The following is a 22,894-nucleotide window of genomic DNA, read 5'->3' as shown; positions in this document are numbered from 1 at the left end:
CCTCCAAAATAATAAATATATTAGAATTTCTTTACTTACCTTTCCAATGGGGTGGGCGCTTTTCATTAAATGCATAGATCCCTTCCAAACGATCTTCGGAATTTGCACATCTATAATAAGCCTCCAGTTCAAATGCCAGCCCTGTTGCTAAATCTGTTTCTGTTCCTTTATTTACTGCTTTTTTTAATGCTTTTAAAGAAAGCGGTGCATTAGCAGCAATAGTTTCGGCCAGTTTAACCGTTTCTTCAATGAGTGTTTCGCTTGAGAAAATATGATTGATGATTCCAAGCTGCTTTCCTTCTTCAGCGCCAATCCGTTTGCCTGTGAAAAGCAATTCCTTAGCTATCCCTATAGGAATGATGCGAGGGAGAAGCTGTGTTCCCCCAATACCCGGAATAAGGCCTAATTTAGATTCAGGAAGGCCCAATCCTGCATGCCGGGCCGCAGTTCTAATATCACAGCTTAGGGCAATTTCCATACCGCCTCCTAATGCATATCCATTTACTGCTCCAACTACCGGATATGGAAACTCATGGATTTTCTCTGTTACTTGTTCAAAATAGTCATGCTGTTTTTTCCATTCTTTTTGTGACATGCCATTTCGTTCTTTAAGATCAGCTCCAACGCAAAAACTTTTCGTGCCAGATCCCGTCAAAATGAGTACCCTTACATTTTCGTCATATTTTAATTCATCCAGCACTTGAATTAATTCCAATGCCATTTTTGTATTCAAGGCATTCATTGAATCGGGCCGGTTTAAAGTTAATAAGAATATGCCTTCCTGTTGGCCAGGACTTTCGAGTTTAATCGTTTCATATGTTTGCACCAGCATCTTACTCATCCCTTCAAATGTATAATAGTTGTTTCAGTTCGGTACCGGATACCTTCGGGAACTCTTTCCTGCTTTGGCTACTTGCCCCGGCAAATCATGGCCAAGTATATCCTTTAATTTTTCAGAAGCAGCAATTAGTGTATCAAGGTCAATGGAGGTTCTCACTCCCATTTCCTCCATCATGTGAACAACATCTTCTGTACATACATTACCTGTAGCGCCAGGAGCAAATGGACAGCCTCCGATTCCTCCAATTGATGCATCGTAAAGTCTGATGCCCGCCTCCATACCTGCGAATATATTTGCCATTCCCATCCCTCTTGTATTATGAAAATGACAGCCGAATTCAAAATTTCTCCATTCATCTGAAACCGCTTTTGCTAGGTCATATACCTGTTTTGGATTAGCCATGCCAGTTGTATCTGCTAGTGTAATTCTTTTGATGTTATGTAAAAGGAGGGTATCTACAATTTTCATGATGCGATTCTGAGGGACTGTTCCTTCAAAAGGACAGCCGAATGAAGTTGCGACTGTTACATTTAATCCAATATCATACTTAGATGCAAATTGTGATAAAACCTTAAAGCTATTCAGAGATTCATCCGTTGACTGGCGGACATTTTGCTGATTATGTGTATTACTTGCTGACAAAACATAATTAACAGACCTGACTCCATTTTCTTTGGCAATTTCAAGCCCTTTTAAATTGGGGACAAGGGCAACAAGCTCCATCTTTGCCTCATGCTGCTGAATCTGAGAATAGAACTCTGACGTGTTCGCCATTTGCGGCACTAACTTGGGATGGACAAAAGAACCAAACTCTACCTCAGAAACCTTTGCCTCATGCAATAAATTAAATACATCAAGCTTCTCTTCTGGTGTCAGTATCATGGATTCAAGCTGAAGGCCATCCCGAAGACCGACTTCAAAAATCATTACTTCGTTTACTAACTTCATAGAATTATTCCCCCAATAGACAGCTGGAAAAATATTAGCTTTATATAAATAGGATACTGTATCCAATCTACAATTTCAATTATTATTATGAATATTCTCAAATTTTTATATATTCAAATCTTATATCCTTTGTTTTTTGTTTTTCCTCCTTCATTCTTGGGAAGCATACTATGGCATTACTTTTATCCAAATACACCTATTTCCCATGAAACTTTGGCTTCCTCTTTTCCAGAAATGCCAGCGTTCCTTCTTTTTTATCTTCAGTTGACATTAAAAATGCCTGGGCTAGTTTTTCTAACATAAGTCCTGTTTTCAAATCGGTTTCTGTTCCGATATTTATTGATAATTTAGCGAGCTGGACTGCTAGCGGGCCTTTATTAATAATGCATTCAGCAATTTCCTCTGTTTTTTCCTGAAGTTTATTAGGTAAAACGACTTCTGAGACAAGCCCACACATTTTTGCCTCTTCAGCAGAGATGATTTTTCCTGTCAGGATCATTTCTAATGCCTTTCCTTTCCCTACAAGCCGTGCCAATCTTTGTGTGCCGCCTGCTCCTGGGATGATGGACAAATTTAATTCCGGCAGGCCCATTTTTGCATTTGTTGAAGCAATTCGAATGTCACATGCCATTGCAAGCTCGCATCCGCCTCCTAGAGCATAGCCATTAATCATGGCAATAGTAGGTTTAGGATAGCTTTCAATATATTCATAAACCTGCTGCATCCCTTTTTTTCTTAAAGTTTCCAATGCTGTTCTATCCTTTAACTGTGAAATATCTGCACCTGAAGCAAAGGATTTTTCTCCCGCCCCAGTAAAAACAATACATCGTATTGATTCATCCAATTCCAACTCGTTAAGAGCGGTTTGAAATTCATTAACCGTTTCCGAATTAAGTGCATTCCTAACCTCCTGACGATTTATTATTATATAAGCAATCTGACTATTTCTCTTGACTAAAATGTTTTTATATATCATCTAAATCCTCCTCGATATTTCAACTAATACACTATTATCAATAGTGTTTGAGAATAATATTTTCAGGGCTGAATGCAATCTGAAATGCATTTGAACAATTTAACTCTTGGTATTTACGACAGCTTGACCGCCACTAATATTCGTATTTTGAGCGTGCCCGAGTTTCTCAGGTAATTTAAAGGACGCCCAGCTTGCAAGTAACGCAAAAACAGCCGCTAATCCAAAAGATATTAAATGAGTGTCAAACCTTTCATATCCCCACCCTCCAATAAAAGATCCAATAGCACCTCCTATCTGATGTACTAAAAAAGCCCAGCCATTTAATATTCCCAAAAGTTGAATTCCATAAAAATCGCCTAGAATGGCAGACGATATTGCTATGGACCCTGCCCATACCAAGCCCCCAGTAACTGATACAAGAAACAGCTGCCATGGACTTGCCGCGTATACTAAACCAAGGAATCCTCCGCCGCGGACCAAATAGATCCAAAAGAGAATATTTTTTCTTGGGTAGCGATCTGCAATCGATCCTAAAAATAAAGTACTGAATATAGCTACAACTCCAATTGTCCCGACACCGTAGGAAGCAGTCATAGGCTTAAAATGATGATCCATTAACATAGGAACCGCATGGGATCCCATCAGATTCATGCCAAAACCACAGGCAAACATCCCAAATACAATCTGCCAATATGCCTTTGTTTTAAAAGCATCTTTCCAAGTAATTTCCGGCAGTATATCCTTCAAAATTGTATCCCTGTGAACAACGGAACCATCTGCCCCCTCAGGTACATCTTCCCGCATTACAAAAATTGCCGAAGGAAGCACTACACATATGAATAACACTGCAAACAATAGAAGAGTTTGCTGCCAGCCAACTAAATCAATTAATATAGCTTCAACAGGAGTCATGATTGCGATTCCAGCCATACCGCCTGTAGAAAGGTAGAAGAGTGCCTTTCCCCTTTTGAGAACAAACCACTTGCTGACGATTGGAGCTAAAGTAATATTGCTTAAAAAGGAAAGACCCAGTGAAAGAAAAATTCCAAATGAAAAGAGTAATGAGAAAAATCCTATTGAATTTATTGTCCATAATATTGATAAACAAACTGTAAGTAAGCCGGTTAACAAAACAAATTTAGTACTATAACGTTTTAAAAGCAATCCAGCCAGAGGCATTCCAATGCCATAAATAATCATGCCAATTGCAGCGACTATGGAGAACTCAGTTCTGGACAATCCAAAATCGAGCATTATCGGATTAACAAGCGGACCAATTCCCATTCGAAGTCCCATGGTGAGAAGCACGATCACAGAAGCTGAGGCAACTATGTACCATCCATAATATATATCCTTTGTCATGGCGTGATTCTCATTAAAGTTAATGCTGAATCCCTCTTATCACTAAAACCATACAAATCTATGATTTCAACAGCCCCAATCATATAACTTCCTCCCTCTTCTTCACTCCTAAATTCTTTCCTTTTCCATCATCGGTACTTAATTCAAAGATGCTTACTGCAATAAAAAATAAAGGAATATTATGATTAACATTCCTTTTTCAAGATGGCAGTATTAAATTTATATTCTAAAAAGGATCACCAATATATTTTAAAAGTAAATTTATAATGTAACATTTTGTTCAATTTTATTTTTAATTCGATTAACTGCCATAATGTATGCATAAGCACTTGCTTCAAGGATATCGATACTAATTCCCCTCCCCTGCGAGACTGTCTCTTCATTTTTTATTTGCACATAAACTTCTCCTTGAGCATCCTTCCCCTTTGTAACTGAAAGAATTTTATAATCAAGTAATTCAATATTCAAATCAATGATTTTATCAATAGCATTAAAAATAGCATCAACTGCACCATTCCCATATGCGCCTTCCTCTTGCACCAGTTCGTATTTATCATGTAATTGAACGGATGCATATGGCTGTTCTGGTGTGGAATACGAGATATAAAGTGCTTTCAATTTATAGTATTCAATTTCATTCGTTATCTCCTTATCCAGCAATGTAATTATATCCTCATCTAAAACCTGTTTTTTTCGATCTGCAAGGTCCTTGAACTTTTTAAATACAAAGGATAATTCCTCATCACTTAAACTATAGCCAAGCTCACCCAATTTTCCCCTTAATGCATGCCGGCCGGAAAGCTTCCCTAATATAAGGCTGCTTTCTTTTAAGCCAACTGTTTCTGGTTTCATAATTTCATAAGTCTCTTTATCTTTTAATATACCGTCCTGATGGATGCCGGATTCATGTGCAAAGGCATTATCCCCAATAATTGGCTTTGTAGCGGAAATTGGCATGGCTGTTAAACGGCTAACAAGCTTACTCGTTTTAGCTATTTCTTTAAGATTCATCGTTGTTCTCTTTCGGAAGTAGTCATAGCGAGTCTCCAGTGCTAAAGCTACTTCCTCTAAAGGAGCATTACCCGCCCTTTCTCCAATACCATTCAGGCAGCCTTCGACTTGAGTAACTCCAGCTTCAATCGCCGCAAGCGAATTCACGGTTGCCATTCCTAAATCGTTGTGGCAATGGCAGCTTAATATTACCTTATCAATCCCTTCCACACGATTTTTAAGTATTTTAAATCTTTCACTATATTCCCATGGAGTTGTATATCCTACGGTATCCGGATAATTTAATACTTTCGCTCCAGCCTCAATTACTTTTTCAGAAATAGAACATAAAAAGTTCATATCGGAACGGGTTGAATCTTCAAATGAGAATTCAATATGATCAAAAAATTGCCTAGCATATCGAACTGCTTCTATTGATTTAGATATCACTTGTTCCTCTGTTAGATTTAATTTTTTCTCCATATGAATAGGAGAGGTCGCTATAAAAATATGAATTCCAACATTTTTTATCCCTTCAAAAGCTTTTACAGCAGCATCAATGTCCTCTTTATTTGTTCGTGCCAAACTCACCACTATCGGTTCATTCACAGCTTTTGCTACAGCGCGCACTGCATTTAAATCTCCGGGAGACGCAGCAGCAAAACCTGCCTCAATAATATCAATGCCCAATCTCTCCAGCTGCAGGGCTATTTCAACTTTTTCCTTCTGGTTTAAATTGACACCTGGAGTTTGTTCCCCGTCCCTTAACGTTGTATCGAAAGTGTAAATTTTTTTATACATATTTATAGCTCCTCCCTATTTAAATATATCTTTCTATAAACAATAAACTAAGCAGAAGCAGTTCATTCAAACACAGCTTTTTAATATGCATGCCTCTAATTCATTTAAAAGTTCATTTACAGCTTCAGAAGGTATGTCCTCCCAATCAATTATTGACTCTAACCACTTATCTAATGATCTATCAAAAATACCTGTTTCAGCTGAGGGTTGAACGTATCTTTGAAAATAATGCATAAATACGAACAACTTTCTGTATCCGCCATTTTCCGAGATCTGATAATCTGCTTCTTGCAGCAGCAGACTGGAAGCACAAATATGATACATATTATTCATAAGGCGTTTTGCTGATATTTCATGTTCCATGGTCTGTTCTAAAGTGATTGAATCAAATTGTCTTTGCAGTTTCTCTGCTTTCTTCAGGCAAAGTTTAGCAGCACGCTGTACAAAAGCATTGTTTAGACTGGATAGCCGTTTTTCAAAATCAGTCATGAATGCATTTCCTGCATGGTCTTTATTTATGGCTCTTAAAACATCCAGTGCAACAATATTTGTGGTACCTTCCCAAATGGAGCCTAAATGGGCGTCCCGGACTAGTTTAGGGTTAACCCATTCTTCTATATATCCATTCCCTCCGCGTATTTCCATTGCTTCTGCTGTTATATAGCGAGCGCGCTTGCAGATATATCCTTTAAGCAAAGGTGTCAATATTCGAAGTATGAGTTTATATTCCTCATTTCCGCAATCTGATTTATCAAAAACATCAGCGGTGTAAAAGATCATTGAAGCTGCTGCTTCAGTATCAAGAAGTATTTCAAAAATGTTCTCTTTCATCAATGGCAATTGGATAAGTGCATGGCCAAAGGCTTTTCTCCCTCTGGCTGTATATAGCGCTTCTAAAAAGCTTCTCCTCATCATCGCAGCTGAACGAACTGCATTGGATAGCCGGGATGAATTTACCATAGACATCATTTGCTTAAATCCTTTATCAATATTACCGACCACATATCCTGTGGCCCCCTCAAAAGAAACCTCCCCCGAAGCCATATCCTTTGTGCCCAGCTTATCTTTCAGCCTGTTTATACGATATCGGTTCCGCTCTCCGTTCTCCAGCTTATTTGGCACCAAAAACATAGCCAATCCTTTTGTTCCTTTTTCAGCTCCTTCTGGGCGAGCTAATACTAAAGCAACATCAGCACTTACATTTGAACAAAACCATTTATCACCCCAAAGCTCCCAATGATCCCCAGCCTTTTTAGCCACTAAAGTATTCTCCCCAACATCGGAGCCGCCTTGTTTTTCTGTCATGAATTGAGCAGCCGTCCAAAGCTGGCTCATATCTGTACTTGTCAGCCGGGATAAAAAAGATTTCTTAATTTCTGGCGAGGCAAATTGATCTATGACTCTAGCTGCAGAATCGGTCATGCTCATAGGACAGCATAGTCCAAATTCGGATTGAGCAAATAAATACCAGAAGGAATATTTTAATAGTCTTGAAAACCGAGTTGGCCACCCCATTACACCAGGCTGATGAGACATTGCTACAAGCCCAAACTGACTGTACCCAATTTCTTCCATTTGTTGATAAGCTGGGTGATAATTCACCTGATCAACCCGGTCTCCGTATTTATTAAAATGATTTAATTCCGGTGGATGGCGATCCGCTTTCCTGGATAAATCATCTAATTTTCCTCCGGCGACAGCGCCAAGACACGATAGAAGAGGGAGAGCGCGTTTATATTCTTCTTGGGGAACGTAGAAATGAATTAAAAAATCCAAATTCGAATCAATGTCATAAAAATTAATTCCTCTAGGCTCTGGCATTCCACCTAGTTTAGCTTTTGGTTTCAGTTCGTTAAATATCTCTTTCATCTTTTAACCCCTTTGCAAAAAATTAATAGCCATAATTATGACGAAATTAATTACTCTGCCTGTCCTCAAGAATAAACGAATTTATCTAAGTTACCTTCCGGAAAAGTTAGGTTCCCTTTTTTCAAAAAATGCTTTCACGCCTTCCTTAAAATCCTCTGTCTGAAAACAGATATCTTGCCCCTGGGCTTCCAATTCCAAAAGGAGTTTTAAGTCCTTATGCAAGTGCTGATTCATCATTTTTTTTGTCATCCCTATAGAAATGCCTGATTTTTTAGTTAACTTTTCTGCTATATTTATTGTTTCTTGGAGTAAAGATTCAGCAGGTACAACTCTATTAACAATACCTATACGCTCTGCCTCAAAAGAAGAAATTCTTTCACCCAAAAACATTAGTTCTCTTGCCCGATGGGGTCCAATTAGCATAGGAAGGAAATGTATGGCTGCGAAGTCTGGAATTAATCCAACGTTTACAAAACTTTGGACAAAAAATGCCTCGTCTGAAGCAATAATTAAATCGCACAGCAAAGTAAGGCTAAAACCCGCTCCAGCTGCTGCTCCGTTGACTGCGGCAATAATTGGTTTCTCAATTTCAAGTATCTTTAATAATAAGGGGAAAGATTTTTGAAGCCTTTTTCTGCCTTCAAGGGGTTTTAACTCTTTCAAAGCAGATAGGTCTCCTCCTGCAGAAAATGCTTTATCCTGACCGGTAAGGATGATACATTTTATTTCGTCATCATTTTCTGCTTTTTCCAATGCAGAGAGCAATTCCATTCTCATATCCATTACTAAAGCATTGCGCATTTCAGGTTTATTCAGCCGAAGAAGAGAAATGCTGCCTAGTTTTTCCTCCAAAAGATATTTATATTCCAATAGAACCTCTCCTTCCTAATTTTTATGAATTTTAAGAAGCTAAACTTAACAAAAAGTTTTATTAATATATAAAACAGCGAAAACATCTATATATAAGGAGAAAATGCAGAAGAGGAATTAAAGTGTTTTCCTTATAGGGAAAGAAAAGCTTATTTATGGTTACCCAGCATTAATGCCCCACTGGCTGCCAAAATTGATTCATTTTTTTTATTACTGATTCTGCTTCTATAATGATTCCATCAATGATTTCCTGAACGCTTGGATATTGATTGATCCGGCCAATTACCTGCCCAATCGATAATACACCTGCATTAATATCACCTTCACCAATCAGTACTTTATAAGCTTCACCTCCAATAATCGGCAATAATTCTTCTATTTTGGCATTCTGGTCTTCCAATTCAAGTACTTTAAGGGCAGCTTTATTTTTATAAACCCTGTTTGGTTTATTGATAGATCGTTTAATAACTAAAGTGTCTGTTATATTGGCGTTTGTTAATGTTTCTTTAATATTTTCAGGCAACGGTGATTCCTGACTCATTACAAATCTGGTTCCCATTTGTATACCTTGTGCTCCAAGAGATAAGGCCGCAATCAACCCACGCCCATCATTAAAACCTCCAGCTGCGATTACTGGGATATTAACTGATTCTACAACTTGAGGAATCTTTACCATCGAGGTAACTTCATCTGCTCCAGGGTGCCCGCCACATTCGTAACCAACGATTACAACAGCATCACATCCTAATTCCTCAGCTTTTCGTGCAAATCTAACAGATGGTACGACATGAACAACTTTTACTCCCGCTTTTTTTAATGGATCCATAAATTTAGCCGGGCTATTGCCAGATGTAAAAACAATGTTAACCCCAGATTCAATAACGCCCTCAACATATTCGTCCATAGGTTTCCGAATTCCGATCGCCAGATTCACACCAAATGGTTTGTTTGTTTTTTTACGAACGAGCTCTATATCATCTATCATTTCCTTTTTTGAAGGATATGTACCTGCAGTTATTAATCCTAAACATCCTGCTTCTGAAACAGCTGAAACGAGGGGCTCACGCCCTAATCCTTGTAAGCCGCCTTGTATAATAGGATATTTTATTCCCAGCAATTTAGTTATATCCGTTTGGATTGTCATAAGCTCCCCTCCTGTAAATATGGAAAATTTAAATTGGATCATACTCTGAATTTAGAGTATGACCCTTTAAATAAAGGAAGGTTTATCCTTTATAATCAGTATGTTCTTCAATGTAATCGAACAGCTGCTGGCCGATACTTTCCTTTCTGCCAAGTTCGATTTCTTCTACAATATGAGCCACTAATCCAACAGCTCTTGAAGCAACTGCAAATGATTTTACAACACGGTAATCTATCTCCATGTCAGCCATTATGGCACCAATTGCACCAACAGCATTTAAAGTTATTGTTTTTCCTTTTTTCTCACAAAATTGTCTATGAATCTCTTGAAGAAGTTGTGAGTTTTTCCCTTTAAAACCTAACTTTTCAGCAATCTCGAATAATTTGACAGTTCGGGGGTCGTCGGGTTTATGAACGGGATGGCCAAACCCTGGGAGCTGTTGCCCGTTTTCTTGTCTTTCATTTATTATGATAGAAGCTAATTCTTTAATATCATATTCTTCTCCATATTTTTGAAATGCTTTTTGAAGCATTTCGGCAACATACTCCATTGCACCAAGATAAACAGTTCCTGCTCCCAGCAATCCTGCCGCTACTGCGGATTGAACAGACTCTGGTGCACCCAGATAAGTTAAACGGGTTGAAATGGAGCTTGGCGTAAAACCATGCTCACAGATAGCCACTAATACTGCGTTAAGCATTTTGGATTCATTTTCTGTTGGTTTTCGATGCTTTGCACCCAGGAAAGCCATATCTGCAAGTGTAATATTTCCAATTAAATCTTCAGTCAAGTTATAGCCATGAACAAAAATCTTATCTGGGGATGATTTTCCGATTTTAGTTTGAAATTCCAATTTATCTTTTCCTCCAATACGTTAAATTTAGAAAACATATTCGCTACTTCAAAATGGCAAATGTACCCAATGCAGATCCAACAGTTAGTCCCTTTTCATTAAAAGCTTTTGACTCTACAAATTGAATGCGGTTACCTGAGTTAATTAGAGCAGCACTCGCATACAAAGTACCTTCCTTAACAGGTGCAATAAATTGAGTTGTTAGAGAAATAGTCGCAACTCGCACTTCTCTTTTAGATCGAATTGCTGCTCCAATAATTGAGTCTAAAATAGAAGTTAATGCTCCTCCATGCATTACGCTATTTGAATTCAAAAGCTCTTCTTTTACCGGCATTTTGATAATGACATCCCCCGGCTCTAAGCGGTCAAAAGATATACCCATATGCTTCCAAAAGGGTGACTCTTCAAATTCATCTTTCAACCATTGTAAATACGCACTGGCACTGGTATTTTCCATTTTATCTCTCCCAGTCTAAAAATGAATTAAACAGAAACAGATCTTTCGACTCTACTCTTCCAAACAATAATTCCATCTAATGCTGCTATCCCTTTACCCTCTTCAAAAACCCATATAGGATTAATATCCATTTCACCAATTGACCTCCTATGATGTGAGGCAAATTGGGATACCTTTACTAGTGCCTCAGCAAGAGCTTGAATATCTCGCTTTTTTCCACCTCTTATACCCTCAAGCAATGGATATCCTTTTAATTCTTTTAACATATCATGTGCTTCGTGAATTTGGATCGGGGCCCGTCTAATGGAAATATCTTTTAGTACCTCTATGAAAACACCTCCAAGCCCACAAACAATCATTGGTCCGAATTGAGGATCTTCCTTTACACCGATAAACATTTCAGCTCCTTCTTCCTGAATCATCTCTTCTGCAAGAATTCCATCAATTTGGGCATTTGGAGAATATTGAAGCACTGACTGTAAAATTTCATTATATGCTCTTTCCAATTGAGCAGGATTATGAATGTTAACCTTAACACCACCTGCATCTGTCTTATGCAGGACATCTGGGGATATCACTTTACATACTAATGGATAGTTTAGGTTATCTTTTACTTTCTCCAGGTGGCTTCTATCTTTTATTATCGTTCCATTTGGAACTCGAATTCCTAATATTGAAAGTTCCTTCTTAACGCGTTCTTCTGTCCATATACCCGTCAATTCATTCGATCCGTCATCCGGTAAAAATGCTGGTGCTGACAAATGTAACATCTGGTCGTTACTAAAATGCGAAAACTCCACTAAGTATTTTAAGGACAACATTGTCTTATAAGATGTAGGATATACAGGGACCCCTGCTTCCTGTAAAATTGTACGCCCCTTTCCTGTCAATTCATTTGTTCCGGTCATCGTCACTATAATTGGTTTATCTGTTTTTCGATCGATCTCAACTATTTTCTGGCAAATCTTCGTTCCAAGTTCTCCTCCAAAAGTAGTTTGAAAGACTATTGCGTCGACCTGATCATCTTCTATTAATACCTCTAGTGTCTCGGTCAAAATATTTTGTTCTTTAAGAGCTTGTGCAGTAACGTCAATTGGGTTTAATGCAGATCCATATGGTGGAATAATTGATTCTATTTTGGCTGCCGTTTCTTTGGACAAACGTACCATCTCTAATCCCAATACTTCACTATAATCGGCCATGGCAATCCCTGCTGCACCAGAGTTTGAAATCGTAACAATACGATTCCCATTTGTTTGTTTACCCCTCGAAAAAATCTTCATTGCATCAATCATGTTATCTACGTCATTTACTGTAATTAATCCAAACTGTTTTGCAATAGCCTGGAATGCATCTTCAGATCCTGTTAATGAAGCAGTATGGGACATTGCTGCTTGTCTGCCTAATTCCGAACGCCCAGACTTTAATAAAATGACAGGTTTTTTTAACGATTTAGAAGTTTCTGATAATTTTATCAGCATTTCTCCGTCCGGGATTGCTTCAAGATAGCCTGCAACAACATTTGTATCCGGATCTCCCAGCATATACTCGATACAATCAAAGGAATGTATATCCATCTGGTTGCCCGTATTAACTACATATGAAAAACCAATGTTTTCCTCTTGAGCTAACCCAAACAGCGAAAAACCTATTGCTCCACTTTGTGATGCAAAGCCGACATTCCCAGGTTTAAAACCTTTTTTTGTTTCAAAGGAGGTTGCAAACCCTAATGGAATGCTCTCTTTGACGTTAAGCAAACCGACACAGTTTGGACCTAAAATATGAATCCCTGCTTGCTTGGCCTTTGCAAAAACTTTTTCTTGAAGTGCCTTTCCTTCCTCACCAACCTCTGCAAACCCTGAACCAAAAAGAATTATGTGGTGAACTTGTTTCTTTTCACATTCATCCAGAATTTGCAGCATTCTTTTGGAAGCTACAGCAATTAATGCAACATCCACTTCACCCGGTATATCCAAAATACTTGAAAAGCAGGGTATGCCCTCGATTTCTTCATATTTAGGATTTACGGGATAGATGATTCCTTTAAAGTTATGGTGAATCAAATTTTTAATAGGCTTGCCGCTAATGGATGAGAAATCCTTTGAAACTCCTACAATAGCTATTGATTTTGGGTTTAAAAAACGGTCAATCGCATCAACTTTCGACATGTTAAACCTCCTGATTTTTTTCTATACTTACATTTATAGGTTTTATAAATTTATGTGAAAATAAAATAAGTAGAGCTGTCGTTAAACCGATAATATCAGTCATCAGTCCAGGAATTAGCATACAGAGACCAGAAATTAAGACCAGCAAACGTACAAAATAATTTTGTAATCTCCCAATCCCCACAAGATAGCCTTCTAATGCAGATGCAAGAATAAAAACTCCTATTAATGCTGATATTACACTGGTCACAATTTCAAGCGGATCACCGCGGCCAATTAATGCCGGCTGGTAAACAAAGAAAAATGGAACTAGAAACGTGACAATCCCTAAACGAACTGCTGTGAACCCTGTTTTCATTGGACTGGCCTTCGCGATCCCGGAAGCTGCAAAAGCTGCTAAGGCGACTGGTGGCGTGATGTATGAAACGGTTGCCCAATACACTACAAACAAATGAGCTGCTACAGGATCCACACCAATTGTCACGAGTGCCGGTGCCATAATAATAGCCAAAAACACATAGACAGCAGATACGGTCATACCCATTCCCAAGATAAAACTAGTTATAGCTCCGCCAATTAAGATTAGAATCATACTATCTCCAGCTGCAGCAACGAGTTCCCTTGAAAACGAGAACGAAACCCCCGTTGCTGATAATGCCCCGACAATAAAACCTACACCTGCAATAATACAAACAATTTCAGCTAGGACTTTTCCTATATCTACAATCATATTAAATAATTGTTTTTTGTTCATTCTTGTGCTTTTGTTAATCATTGCAATTATTAATAGCACTAAACTTGCATAATAAGCTCCCTGTCCTTCAGAATTCAGAACGACTAAAAAGACAACTAATAAAACAAGAGCAAATAAATAATACCAGCCACTTTTTAATGTTTGGAGCAAAGAAGGAATCTTTTCTTTGGGTAATCCTTTTAAATTATTTTTAGCTGCATATCCATCGGCTTGGACAATTAACCCCATGTAATATAATAAGGCAGGGATTGCTGCTGCCAGGGCTATTTCATAATAAGGGATAGCCAAAAAGGAGGCCATGATAAAGGCTGCTGATCCCATGATCGGTGGAGTAATTGATCCTCCTGTTGATGCCACTGCTTCAATGGCACCCGCATAATGAGGTTTATATCCTGACTTTTTCATTGCAGGTATTGTCATTGCGCCAGTTGTAATAACGTTTGAAATGGCGCTCCCACTTAACATGCCGAAGAAAGCACTACTCACAATTGCAACTTTTGCCTCTCCGCCCCGGTATCTCCCAAATAAGGATTGTGCTAATTTAAAAAAGAAATCTCCTCCACCTGAGTGAGTTAATACTACCCCAAAAACAAGGAAACCAAGAATTAAATTACCAACTGTTATTAAAGGAATTCCTAAAACACTATTGGAACTCATAATATGATTTCTTGCTATAGTTAAGAAATCATATGATTGTCCTTGAAGGAAACTAACTGGCACACTTGTAGCTATTAAAGGATAAAGCGAAATTAGAAAACAAACAATTGATAAAACTAGTCCGCCTGTTCTCCTTAATGCTTCAAGTAAAAGAACCCAGATAACGATACTGAAATATGTGGCAATAGGAGGTGCTGTCCATTCCCACCCTTCTAAAATCATTCGTTCTCCGTTTAGCCCAAAATAAATCAATATACATAAAGAAACTGGTGCAAAAATGTAATCAAACCACTTTACTTTTTGCCCTTTTTTTGCTGGAAAAATAAGAAAAGATATTGGTATGAAACAAGCTAAAATATAGTAGAGATAGGAATTTTGTATCGGATTAAAACCAAAAAGCTCCAAATAAAAAAGCATGTTTATCGAAAGTAAAAGGCCAATGATAGTAAAAACAACTACAATAATCTTTAATACTTTGTTTAACCTTTCGACATTCATTAAATTTCCCTCCGAACAAGTAATATTTTTGATTTTATTACTCTCCTTTTCCTAAATCCGTATTAAAAAATAATGTCAGCCACCCTTGCTGGCTGACATTATTTTTTATATCGGGAATTACTTAACAAGTTCTGCTTTTTTCTCTAACCAGAATGCAGGGAAATCATCTTTAGAGATTCCTTCTTTTTTAGCCTCTTCAACTGCTTGATCCCATGCAGCTTTTAGATTGTCATATCTTGCAACTAATTCATCATTTTTTGCTTGCTTCTCATCATCCCACATACCCTTTTCCTTAAAGAATTTGATAGTTCCTTCGTGGAATGGAATGCCCTTCGGTTCTATCACAACTTCATCCTTGGAATATAGAGCTAAGTTAGGCATGGCATCTTTATAGGCGGTAAAGTGTTCATCCATCGCTTTTATCAATTCATAGATAGCATTTGGATCTTGATCTGCATAACCTCCAATTAAATAGCCGTGTCCCATGATGTCTGTGTCTTTTTCCATTCCAGCCCCGTTATCCATTGTATAAGGAATCATCCAGGAGGCAGTTTCTACTGTTTGCTTCCAGCCTTCAGCATCTTCAGGGTCCATTTCAAGCCAGCGAATGCCGCCTTTGCTGTCTGCTTCGAACATAGCTGAAGCAGTTGGATTAATACCTGCAACGTCGATTTGTCCTTGAATCAGCGCTTCACCTTGACCTGCATAAGAAGTAATATCAACAACTTCAACGTCATCCCAGGTTAATCCGCCAAATGCCAATATTGCCTCGTTTTTTATATTTACCGATGCATTTCCAGTAACCTTCGGTACCTTCTTGCCTTTTAAATCTGCAATAGTTTTAATATCTGAATCTTCCCTAACAGCGAATCCAAATTGACTGATAGGTGCCCAGATCGCACGAACGTTCTGAGGACCCCAATCTTGTTGTGCAAACTCTTCATTTCCTTCAAATGCAAATTGTATCTCATCACCTAATTTACCAATAGAGGCTACTTTGTCTCTTAAAGGAACCATACGGCCAACACCGCTGGCTGATGGCAGCATTCTGACTTGCATACCATATTCTTCTGTTAGCGTGTTTGCGATTGCTGACATCTCTGCGTAACCGCCTGATCCAACATCATATACACTCCAGGTCATTTGTTTAGGGAGTGAGCCAGAATCATTACTTGAGGATGAGTTTTCATTAGAAGCAGGTTTCTGTGTTTGGTTACTGCTACAGCCTACTACCAAAATTAATAGCAAAAAGATTGTAAACAAAAAGCTAACTGGTTTGTTAAACATCATTATCCCCCTTAATTTAACTCATCTTTTAAAGCAAAGAATGGATTTACTGGTACACCTCCCGAAAAGAAATCGCTTTCATTAATCTCTCTAAAAGTATTTTATATATAAAATTTATTTTCGTCAATGAAATTTTAAAAGATTCTGTATATTCAGTAAAAAATTCTTTGTTTTAATTATGGATATAGTGATTAAGCGATTAGGAGTATTTTAGAAATTTATTTTCTTTTTTCATGTGGTTCTCATGGTGGAGATTTTATGATAGAAATTGAGGAGTCTTACAACTTTTCTAATATACTAAAAAAAACTAAGTCTAAATAAATTTCATTATATTAGGAGGGGTATGTGTTTTTCTTATAAATGCTAATGAAACACTTAGCGGATGGTTCATTAGCCCACTTAATGTAAATTGAAATTAATCAAATAGAGGCTGAAATTTAGGTAATGAAAAATCTCCCTGTTCTTCAAACACCACTTCAACAGGTAAATCACATTTCACTTTTTCAACATCAATATTAATGATATTACTAAACATTCGAACTCCTTCGTCCAATTCAATTAATGCTACTGCATATGGGGAATCATCTTTGAATGCTGGTCCTCCGCCTCTGCGGGCAATTGTATAAGAATAGATTTTTCCCTTTCCAGTTGATTCGACCCACTCTACTTTTTCAGAAAAACAATGCGGACATAATATTCGCGGGTAAAAAATATGTTTAGAGCAATTTTTGCATTGTTGAATCAGCAATTTATTTTCTTTACAGCCTTGCCAAAAGATGTGTGAATCACCATCAGGTATGGGCATTGGTTTTTTCTGTTCAGCCATGATTAATCCCTCCCTAAAATAACAACTGATGTAGAAGACAGGGTTCCGCCTGTACCATTTACAAGTGAGAGTTTTGCATCTTTTATCTGTCTCTCTCCGCATTCACCTCTTAATTGACGGACAGCCTCAATTAAGAGAAATATGCCATACATACCTGGATGAGCGTAGGATAAGCCCCCGCCATTTGTATTCATAGGGAAATCCCCGCCAGGAGCAGTACGCTGATTACTAATAAAATCTCCTCCTTCACCAGGTTTACAAAAACCAAGAGATTCCAAAGTTAATAGGACAGTGATGGTGAAGGAATCATAAATTTGAACTACATCGATCTCGTCATGTGTAACTCCTGCCATTTCAAATGCCGTTTTACCGGATTGAGCTGCTGAAGTAACAGTTAAATCTGGCATAGCCTGTATGGACCAATGACTATGTGATTCACCTTGTCCTAAAACCCATACAGGTTTCTTCCTGCAGTCTTTCGCTCTTTCAGCAGATACTAGTACAAGTGCGCCTGCTCCATCTGTAACTAAACAACAATCCAAGAGATGGAGCGGATCTGTGATCATTGGGGAATTTAATACATCTTCAATGGATAATGGATCCCGCATTGTCGCATGAGGATTTAATTGTGCCCACTTCCTGGTAGCTACCGCTATTTCCGCCAGATGCTCAGGTTTGGTTCCGTATTGATGCATATGACGGTTTGCTGCCATGGCATATGCACCCGCAGGGGATGGCAATCCGAATGGTGTTTCGTACTGAGCAGTAAGTACAGGCGGTCTTCCAGCTAATGAACGCGATTTCTCTGAACGCTGAGTACTTCCATATAAAATTAAAGCAACCTCACATAACCCTGATTGAATAGCTGCTGCAGCATGCCCTACATGAGCCTCGAAAGCAGATCCTCCTATTTGAGTTGAGTCAGTATATTTTGGCTGAATTCCCAAGTACTCAGACAATATGACTGACGGAAATGAGCCAACACCAGGTAATCCCCAGAGCCCGGCAACAAAAATGCCATCAACATCATCTTTGGTTAATCCTGCATCTTCAAGAGCCCGTTTTGCGGCAATAGCCTGAATTTGCAGGACTGATTGTCCGTCTTTTACCTTCCCTTTTTCAAGTTCAACATCCCCTACACCAACAATAGCCGCTGCGTTTTTAATTGACATTTCTCCACCTGCCCTTAAATATTTATAGAAGACAAAAATACTCTTTTTACTCCATTTGGTTGTATTGGAATTCTCTTGAATATTCAGACTTTGATAGCAAGTGCTGGAGAATAAATTCAGTCATGATTGCTGGATGTGTAATATGGGATTGTTGAAACATTGATGCTTTGTACCAATAGTGAATGCTTTCTTCCCATGTGAACCCCATTCCGCCATGCAGCTGTATAGCATCTTCACATACTTTCTTATAAATATCTGTAGTAAAAAGGCGGCTGGAAATAGCATTTAATAGGGTTTCATTTGATCTCTTCCCAGTTTGAGATGCTACATACACACTATAACTGCGGGCTTTTTCAATTGCTATATGCAAATCTGCAATCATGTGTTTTACTGCTTGAAAGGAGCCCACAGGAACGCCAAATTGTTTCCTTTCTTTAACAAAATTAACCGTTCTATTCAGAACTTCATTTGCTCCGCCTATCATTTCACCGTTTAAACATAATAAATAATCAATAAGTTGTTTATTTAATAATTCTTTATGGTTGCTTTCATTTCCTCCGATAAAATCATCGTGATTTATCCACACTCCATCTAGTACTAAAGTACCCTGAGGTTTGGACAAATCCGCCGATTGCTCAGAAATTATGTTAACTCCTTCATTTTTGGCATTTAACAAAATAGCTGAAGTATGTCCAAATTTGCCTTTTAAAGGTAATAAAATAACATCTGAGTGTTGTAAAAACTGTACGTGTTTAATTTCGCCGCTTAATTGAATTTTATCGAATTCTTCATTTAGAATTTTTATTTCAGGCCAAATGAACTCAATCTTATTTTGTGATTTTTCCAGTTTAGGTAAAGCAGAAGTTATGAGTTTTTCTCCAGAAATAACTATATTCAATAAATCCTGCTGCTGATTCGTTAATTTCATTTGACTTAATAATGGGACGATAAATCCGGCTACCAAAGAAATCGGACCAGGAAAAAGTTTCTCTCCAACCGATTCAGATAGGTACATTAAGTCAAGGGGGCCAACGTCTTCTAAGGTTTGCCATTCACCTTTCGCCAGGACGCCCAGCCATCCATTTTCTGCAAGCTTCTTCCATGCACCTTTAGAAAACCCATCTTTATTCTCAGCAACTTCACTAAAAACTTCAATAGGCATTTCCTTTTTTAACAATGAATGAAGAGCCTGTTTTAACATTTGCTGCTGCTCAGAGAATCGGTATTCCATTTTATTTTCCTCCTTTCGAACTAGGCAACCCTAAAGATTTTGCGATAATATTTTTTTGGATTTGTGTTGTTCCTGCATAAATGGTTTCAGCCCTTGATAAGAGGAATTTTTCCATCCAAACTTGATTTTCACCTTTCAATAAGGATTCTTCTCCTAATAACTCTACACCTACATTAAGTAAATCCTGATGGCTTTCACTCCAAACCAATTTTGCTATTGCCGGCAATGCACCGGTATCATCTCCTTGTGCAATTAAGGCAATATTACGTAAACAAACACTTTTTAATATTTCGCAGGATAAATAGGATTGGACTAATTTACTTTGCATGATAGGGCTATTTGCGGGAGAGCTTCCAGCTTGTATCTGCTCTTGGAATAGTGTAATTAGCTGCTGGAATTCCTGCTGCATTTTTAAGGAACGTTGAGCGAAGTGAATCCCACGCTCATGTGCAAGAGCATAGTTCGCCATTTCCCAGCCATCGTTTATATCTCCAACTAAATCTCTTTTGGGAACAATTGCATCGTCCAGGAAAACTTCAGCTAGTTCTGATTCGCCAGCAATATTTTTAATCGGCTGGACAGTCACGCCCGGCTGATCCAGGTCCAGGATCATCATGCTAACCCCTTTGTATCTCGATTCAGCTGTACGGACTAAGATATAACATTTATTCGCATATGGACCATAAGAAGTCCATACTTTTTGGCCATTTAACACATAATGATCTCCGTTATCTTTCGCCTTTGTTTGTAGTCCGGCCAAATCTGAACCAGCATTCGGTTCCGAGAAGCCTTGACACCAAATATCTTCGTGATTTAGCATACGAGGAAGATAATACTTCTTTTGATCCTCTGTTCCATAACGGATTAAAGTCATCCCAAAAATACCTATTCCATTTGAATTCAATACTTCAGGAGCATTTATTCGAACCAATTCTTCTATATATACTAATTGTTGTTCAATAGTAAGACCCAGACCTCCATACTCCTTTGGCCAGGCTGGTGCCACCCACCCACCCTGACCTAACATTTTCCCCCACTCCTTACGCCTTTGAACCCACTTCTCTCCTGTTACCTCCTGATTCCATTCTTTCGGAAAATTCGCCTCTAACCACCTTCGAAAAGAGTCACGAAAACCCTCAGCTTCCTGTGAATATTCAAAGTTCATGCTTTTTCCTCCTTAATGTGCAATTTTTGAAGGCAATGTGGCTTCAAAAGTACCAGATACTTTAACTTCACCCTCGTCATTCATAGCAATGACTTCACTTACGATTAGATTGTTTTCCTTCTTTTCTAATACCTTTCCAGTAACATGAATCCGCTCACCGGGAAATGTCATACTCCGAAAGCGAATTTGAAGGGAATTAACATACATGCGGGGAATCCAGCTGGTTACACCTTGTGCAGCCATTCCCATAATTAACATTCCATGTGCAATAATGCCGGTCCCTGCTTTTTCACCTGCTTTTTCAACAGTATGGAGGGGATTAAAATCTCCTGAAGCACCAGCATACTTCACTAATTGAACACGGGAAATCGGTTCCTTTAAAATTTTGGGAAAATGGTCTCCAACTTTCAAATCATCGTAATACTTCCACATGAATATCACATCCAAAATGTTTTTTAATGCCGCTCAATTGTTACATTTCTAGAACGGGCGACCAGTTCGTTAAACTGATTTCTATATTCAAATTCCAAAGTAATCAGGTTCATCCCTCCAGAGGACCCTTGCTTGACTTTAACATCAGCAACCTTGCCTGAAACAGTAAGTTTATCACCCGCATATATTGTTTTAAGAAATTGATAACCTTGTTCCCCGTGTAAGATTTTAACCGGATTTAAATTTAGCATTTGGCATTTTTGCTCAAAACTATATCCACCCCATAAATCAATCACTTGGAGGAAGGTTAATGGAATAGGTATTCCATCAAAGCCTTCATTTCTTGCTGCATCCTCATCGTAATAAATAGGATTAGGATCACCAATTGCCGCAGCCAACTCTTTAATTTTTCCTTTTTCTACTGAATACGTATATGGAGCAAGCTCCAAACCCATTAGCTCTTTGACAGCACTCAGTTTTGTTCACCTGCTTTTCTATTAGATTATCGTAAATGACCAAATGATTATCTAAGTATTCTGCATTCACTTCTGAAAATTTATTTATACTTACCTCAAACAATTTTTGGGATAATGTAAAACTTAAAATCTTCTAAACAAATACTACATAAATCTTCCACCGGTTACTTCGAGCACATTCCCTGTCATGTAATCGGAATAATCAGAGCTTAGGAAAAGAACAGCTTTAGCAATATCCAATGGTTCGCCGACCCTCTGCATAGGTATTTCGGCAATTTTAAGCTGCCGAACTTTCTCAGGGACTGCACGTGTCATGTCAGTATCGATAAAACCAGGCTGAACAGCATTTACATTAACTTGGAATTTAGCAAGCTCTTTCGCTGCAGCCTTTGTCATGCCAACAATACCAGCTTTTGCTCCTGCATAATTTACTTGACCCATATTTCCGACTTTTCCTGCAATGGAAGAAATATTTACAATCTTTCCTTTTTGCTTTTGTCTCATATGGACGGCGGCAGCCTGCATACACAGAAATGTACCTTTCATATGAACATCCAACACTTGTTTAAATTGCTCTTCCGTCATTTTATGTAGCATAGCATCTCTAGTAATCCCTGCATTATTTACTAAAATGTCAATATCACCAAAATGGTCGATTGCAGCTTGGATTAGTCCTTGGGCACTTTCTTTTTCGGCAACATCAACTTGCTGTGCAAAACCTTTAGTTCCTATTTCTTCTATTTCATGGGCAACCTGTTCTGCAGAATCCAGGTTTAAATCTCCAACAACAACATTTGCTCCGTGCTTTGCATAAAACAAGGAAATTTCTCTTCCAATTCCCTGTCCGGCTCCCGTAACTACTGCAACTTTTCCTTCCAGATTCATCTAATTCCACTCCATCCCATTTTTATTTGATATTTAAAACAGTGATGCTTGTTGAAAACCACTAAGAAAGGGCTTACATTTATCTTAATTAAATTTTATATAAGAAAAAAGTTTTTGTCAATGAAATTTTAGAAAATTTGGACTAGTGGGAATCCATTGAAAATCACCTGTATTAAAGAGAATTTTGCTGTGTCTTTTTATGGCCGGAAAATTGAACAGCGTATTTTCAATA

The 22,894-nt window shown here is 38.1% G+C and carries 20 protein-coding genes; all 20 read right to left on the bottom strand.

From position 1 onward, the window contains the following. Positions 1 to 31: 31 nt before the first annotated feature. Positions 32 to 832: an enoyl-CoA hydratase-related protein gene (locus JI665_RS05205; RefSeq protein WP_206837157.1), complete on the bottom strand. Its 801-nt coding sequence runs from the start codon at positions 830 to 832 to the stop codon at positions 32 to 34. A 33-nt stretch (positions 833 to 865) separates the two neighbouring features. After that, entirely contained in the window at positions 866 to 1,789 is a 924-nt protein-coding gene (locus JI665_RS05200) for a hydroxymethylglutaryl-CoA lyase (protein WP_206837154.1), read from the bottom strand. Between the two features lie 196 nt (positions 1,790 to 1,985). Continuing rightward, positions 1,986 to 2,765: an enoyl-CoA hydratase/isomerase family protein gene (locus tag JI665_RS05195; protein WP_206837152.1), complete on the bottom strand. Its 780-nt coding sequence runs from the start codon at positions 2,763 to 2,765 to the stop codon at positions 1,986 to 1,988. Positions 2,766 to 2,864: 99 nt separating this feature from the next. Then, positions 2,865 to 4,127, bottom strand: coding sequence for an MFS transporter (locus tag JI665_RS05190; protein ID WP_206837149.1), 1,263 nt, complete (start codon positions 4,125 to 4,127; stop codon positions 2,865 to 2,867). A 261-nt stretch (positions 4,128 to 4,388) separates the two neighbouring features. After that, the gene (locus JI665_RS05185; RefSeq protein ID WP_206837146.1) at positions 4,389 to 5,918 is read right to left on the bottom strand and encodes a 2-isopropylmalate synthase; all 1,530 of its coding nucleotides are present in this window, start codon (positions 5,916 to 5,918) and stop codon (positions 4,389 to 4,391) included. A gap of 66 nt (positions 5,919 to 5,984) precedes the next feature. Beyond that, positions 5,985 to 7,787: an acyl-CoA dehydrogenase family protein gene (locus JI665_RS05180; protein ID WP_206837143.1), complete on the bottom strand. Its 1,803-nt coding sequence runs from the start codon at positions 7,785 to 7,787 to the stop codon at positions 5,985 to 5,987. A 90-nt stretch (positions 7,788 to 7,877) separates the two neighbouring features. Next, positions 7,878 to 8,639, bottom strand: coding sequence for an enoyl-CoA hydratase/isomerase family protein (locus tag JI665_RS05175; protein WP_244671110.1), 762 nt, complete (start codon positions 8,637 to 8,639; stop codon positions 7,878 to 7,880). A gap of 187 nt (positions 8,640 to 8,826) precedes the next feature. Beyond that, complete coding sequence (locus JI665_RS05170; RefSeq protein ID WP_206837137.1) at positions 8,827 to 9,801, bottom strand: NAD(P)H-dependent flavin oxidoreductase; 975 nt, start codon at positions 9,799 to 9,801, stop codon at positions 8,827 to 8,829. An 82-nt stretch (positions 9,802 to 9,883) separates the two neighbouring features. Beyond that, complete coding sequence (locus tag JI665_RS05165) at positions 9,884 to 10,654, bottom strand: citryl-CoA lyase (RefSeq protein WP_206837135.1); 771 nt, start codon at positions 10,652 to 10,654, stop codon at positions 9,884 to 9,886. 43 nt (positions 10,655 to 10,697) lie between these two features. Beyond that, on the bottom strand, positions 10,698 to 11,111 hold the full coding sequence (locus JI665_RS05160) for a PaaI family thioesterase (protein ID WP_206837133.1): 414 nt from the start codon (positions 11,109 to 11,111) through the stop codon (positions 10,698 to 10,700). Between the two features lie 26 nt (positions 11,112 to 11,137). After that, the gene (locus JI665_RS05155) at positions 11,138 to 13,279 is read right to left on the bottom strand and encodes an acetate--CoA ligase family protein (protein WP_206837130.1); all 2,142 of its coding nucleotides are present in this window, start codon (positions 13,277 to 13,279) and stop codon (positions 11,138 to 11,140) included. A 1-nt stretch (position 13,280) separates the two neighbouring features. Next, positions 13,281 to 15,188: a TRAP transporter permease gene (locus tag JI665_RS05150; RefSeq protein WP_206837127.1), complete on the bottom strand. Its 1,908-nt coding sequence runs from the start codon at positions 15,186 to 15,188 to the stop codon at positions 13,281 to 13,283. 117 nt (positions 15,189 to 15,305) lie between these two features. Further along, complete coding sequence (locus JI665_RS05145) at positions 15,306 to 16,475, bottom strand: TAXI family TRAP transporter solute-binding subunit (protein WP_206837125.1); 1,170 nt, start codon at positions 16,473 to 16,475, stop codon at positions 15,306 to 15,308. A 415-nt stretch (positions 16,476 to 16,890) separates the two neighbouring features. Continuing rightward, positions 16,891 to 17,301, bottom strand: a complete 411-nt coding sequence (locus JI665_RS05140) for a Zn-ribbon domain-containing OB-fold protein (RefSeq protein ID WP_206837122.1) — start codon at positions 17,299 to 17,301, stop codon at positions 16,891 to 16,893. 2 nt (positions 17,302 to 17,303) lie between these two features. Next, complete coding sequence (locus JI665_RS05135) at positions 17,304 to 18,473, bottom strand: acetyl-CoA acetyltransferase (RefSeq protein WP_206837119.1); 1,170 nt, start codon at positions 18,471 to 18,473, stop codon at positions 17,304 to 17,306. Positions 18,474 to 18,519: 46 nt separating this feature from the next. After that, positions 18,520 to 19,704 carry an acyl-CoA dehydrogenase family protein gene (locus tag JI665_RS05130; protein WP_206837116.1) on the bottom strand — a complete coding sequence of 395 codons (1,185 nt, stop codon included), beginning with the start codon at positions 19,702 to 19,704 and terminating at the stop codon, positions 18,520 to 18,522. 1 nt (position 19,705) lies between these two features. Then, positions 19,706 to 20,869 (bottom strand): acyl-CoA dehydrogenase family protein, encoded by a 1,164-nt coding sequence (locus tag JI665_RS05125; protein WP_206837113.1) that lies wholly within the window; start codon positions 20,867 to 20,869, stop codon positions 19,706 to 19,708. A 12-nt stretch (positions 20,870 to 20,881) separates the two neighbouring features. Beyond that, complete coding sequence (locus JI665_RS05120; protein ID WP_206837110.1) at positions 20,882 to 21,301, bottom strand: MaoC family dehydratase; 420 nt, start codon at positions 21,299 to 21,301, stop codon at positions 20,882 to 20,884. Positions 21,302 to 21,324: 23 nt separating this feature from the next. Continuing rightward, the gene (locus JI665_RS05115) at positions 21,325 to 21,756 is read right to left on the bottom strand and encodes a MaoC family dehydratase N-terminal domain-containing protein (RefSeq protein ID WP_244671076.1); all 432 of its coding nucleotides are present in this window, start codon (positions 21,754 to 21,756) and stop codon (positions 21,325 to 21,327) included. A 165-nt stretch (positions 21,757 to 21,921) separates the two neighbouring features. Continuing rightward, positions 21,922 to 22,662: a 3-oxoacyl-ACP reductase FabG gene (fabG, locus tag JI665_RS05110; protein WP_206837107.1), complete on the bottom strand. Its 741-nt coding sequence runs from the start codon at positions 22,660 to 22,662 to the stop codon at positions 21,922 to 21,924. Positions 22,663 to 22,894: the final 232 nt, after the last annotated feature.

The sequence above is a fragment of the Bacillus sp. NTK034 genome (assembly GCF_017303275.1).
In the GTDB taxonomy this organism is placed as follows: domain Bacteria; phylum Bacillota; class Bacilli; order Bacillales; family Cytobacillaceae; genus Cytobacillus.
This window is presented reverse-complemented; position numbering and strand designations above follow the sequence as displayed.

Coding starts and splice junctions, on each gene's coding strand:
- JI665_RS05160 (WP_206837133.1), bottom strand. CDS start 11,111: ATGGAAAATACCAGTGCCAGTGCGTATTTACAATGGTTGAAAGATGAA.
- JI665_RS05120 (WP_206837110.1), bottom strand. CDS start 21,301: ATGTGGAAGTATTACGATGATTTGAAAGTTGGAGACCATTTTCCCAAA.
- JI665_RS05140 (WP_206837122.1), bottom strand. CDS start 17,301: ATGGCTGAACAGAAAAAACCAATGCCCATACCTGATGGTGATTCACAC.
- JI665_RS05125 (WP_206837113.1), bottom strand. CDS start 20,869: ATGAACTTTGAATATTCACAGGAAGCTGAGGGTTTTCGTGACTCTTTT.
- JI665_RS05135 (WP_206837119.1), bottom strand. CDS start 18,473: ATGTCAATTAAAAACGCAGCGGCTATTGTTGGTGTAGGGGATGTTGAA.
- JI665_RS05170 (WP_206837137.1), bottom strand. CDS start 9,801: ATGACAATCCAAACGGATATAACTAAATTGCTGGGAATAAAATATCCT.
- JI665_RS05130 (WP_206837116.1), bottom strand. CDS start 19,704: ATGGAATACCGATTCTCTGAGCAGCAGCAAATGTTAAAACAGGCTCTT.
- JI665_RS05180 (WP_206837143.1), bottom strand. CDS start 7,787: ATGAAAGAGATATTTAACGAACTGAAACCAAAAGCTAAACTAGGTGGA.
- JI665_RS05190 (WP_206837149.1), bottom strand. CDS start 4,127: ATGACAAAGGATATATATTATGGATGGTACATAGTTGCCTCAGCTTCT.
- fabG (WP_206837107.1), bottom strand. CDS start 22,662: ATGAATCTGGAAGGAAAAGTTGCAGTAGTTACGGGAGCCGGACAGGGA.
- JI665_RS05145 (WP_206837125.1), bottom strand. CDS start 16,475: ATGTTTAACAAACCAGTTAGCTTTTTGTTTACAATCTTTTTGCTATTA.
- JI665_RS05195 (WP_206837152.1), bottom strand. CDS start 2,765: ATGATATATAAAAACATTTTAGTCAAGAGAAATAGTCAGATTGCTTAT.
- JI665_RS05200 (WP_206837154.1), bottom strand. CDS start 1,789: ATGAAGTTAGTAAACGAAGTAATGATTTTTGAAGTCGGTCTTCGGGAT.
- JI665_RS05155 (WP_206837130.1), bottom strand. CDS start 13,279: ATGTCGAAAGTTGATGCGATTGACCGTTTTTTAAACCCAAAATCAATA.
- JI665_RS05115 (WP_244671076.1), bottom strand. CDS start 21,756: ATGGGTTTGGAGCTTGCTCCATATACGTATTCAGTAGAAAAAGGAAAA.
- JI665_RS05150 (WP_206837127.1), bottom strand. CDS start 15,188: ATGAATGTCGAAAGGTTAAACAAAGTATTAAAGATTATTGTAGTTGTT.
- JI665_RS05185 (WP_206837146.1), bottom strand. CDS start 5,918: ATGTATAAAAAAATTTACACTTTCGATACAACGTTAAGGGACGGGGAA.
- JI665_RS05205 (WP_206837157.1), bottom strand. CDS start 832: ATGCTGGTGCAAACATATGAAACGATTAAACTCGAAAGTCCTGGCCAA.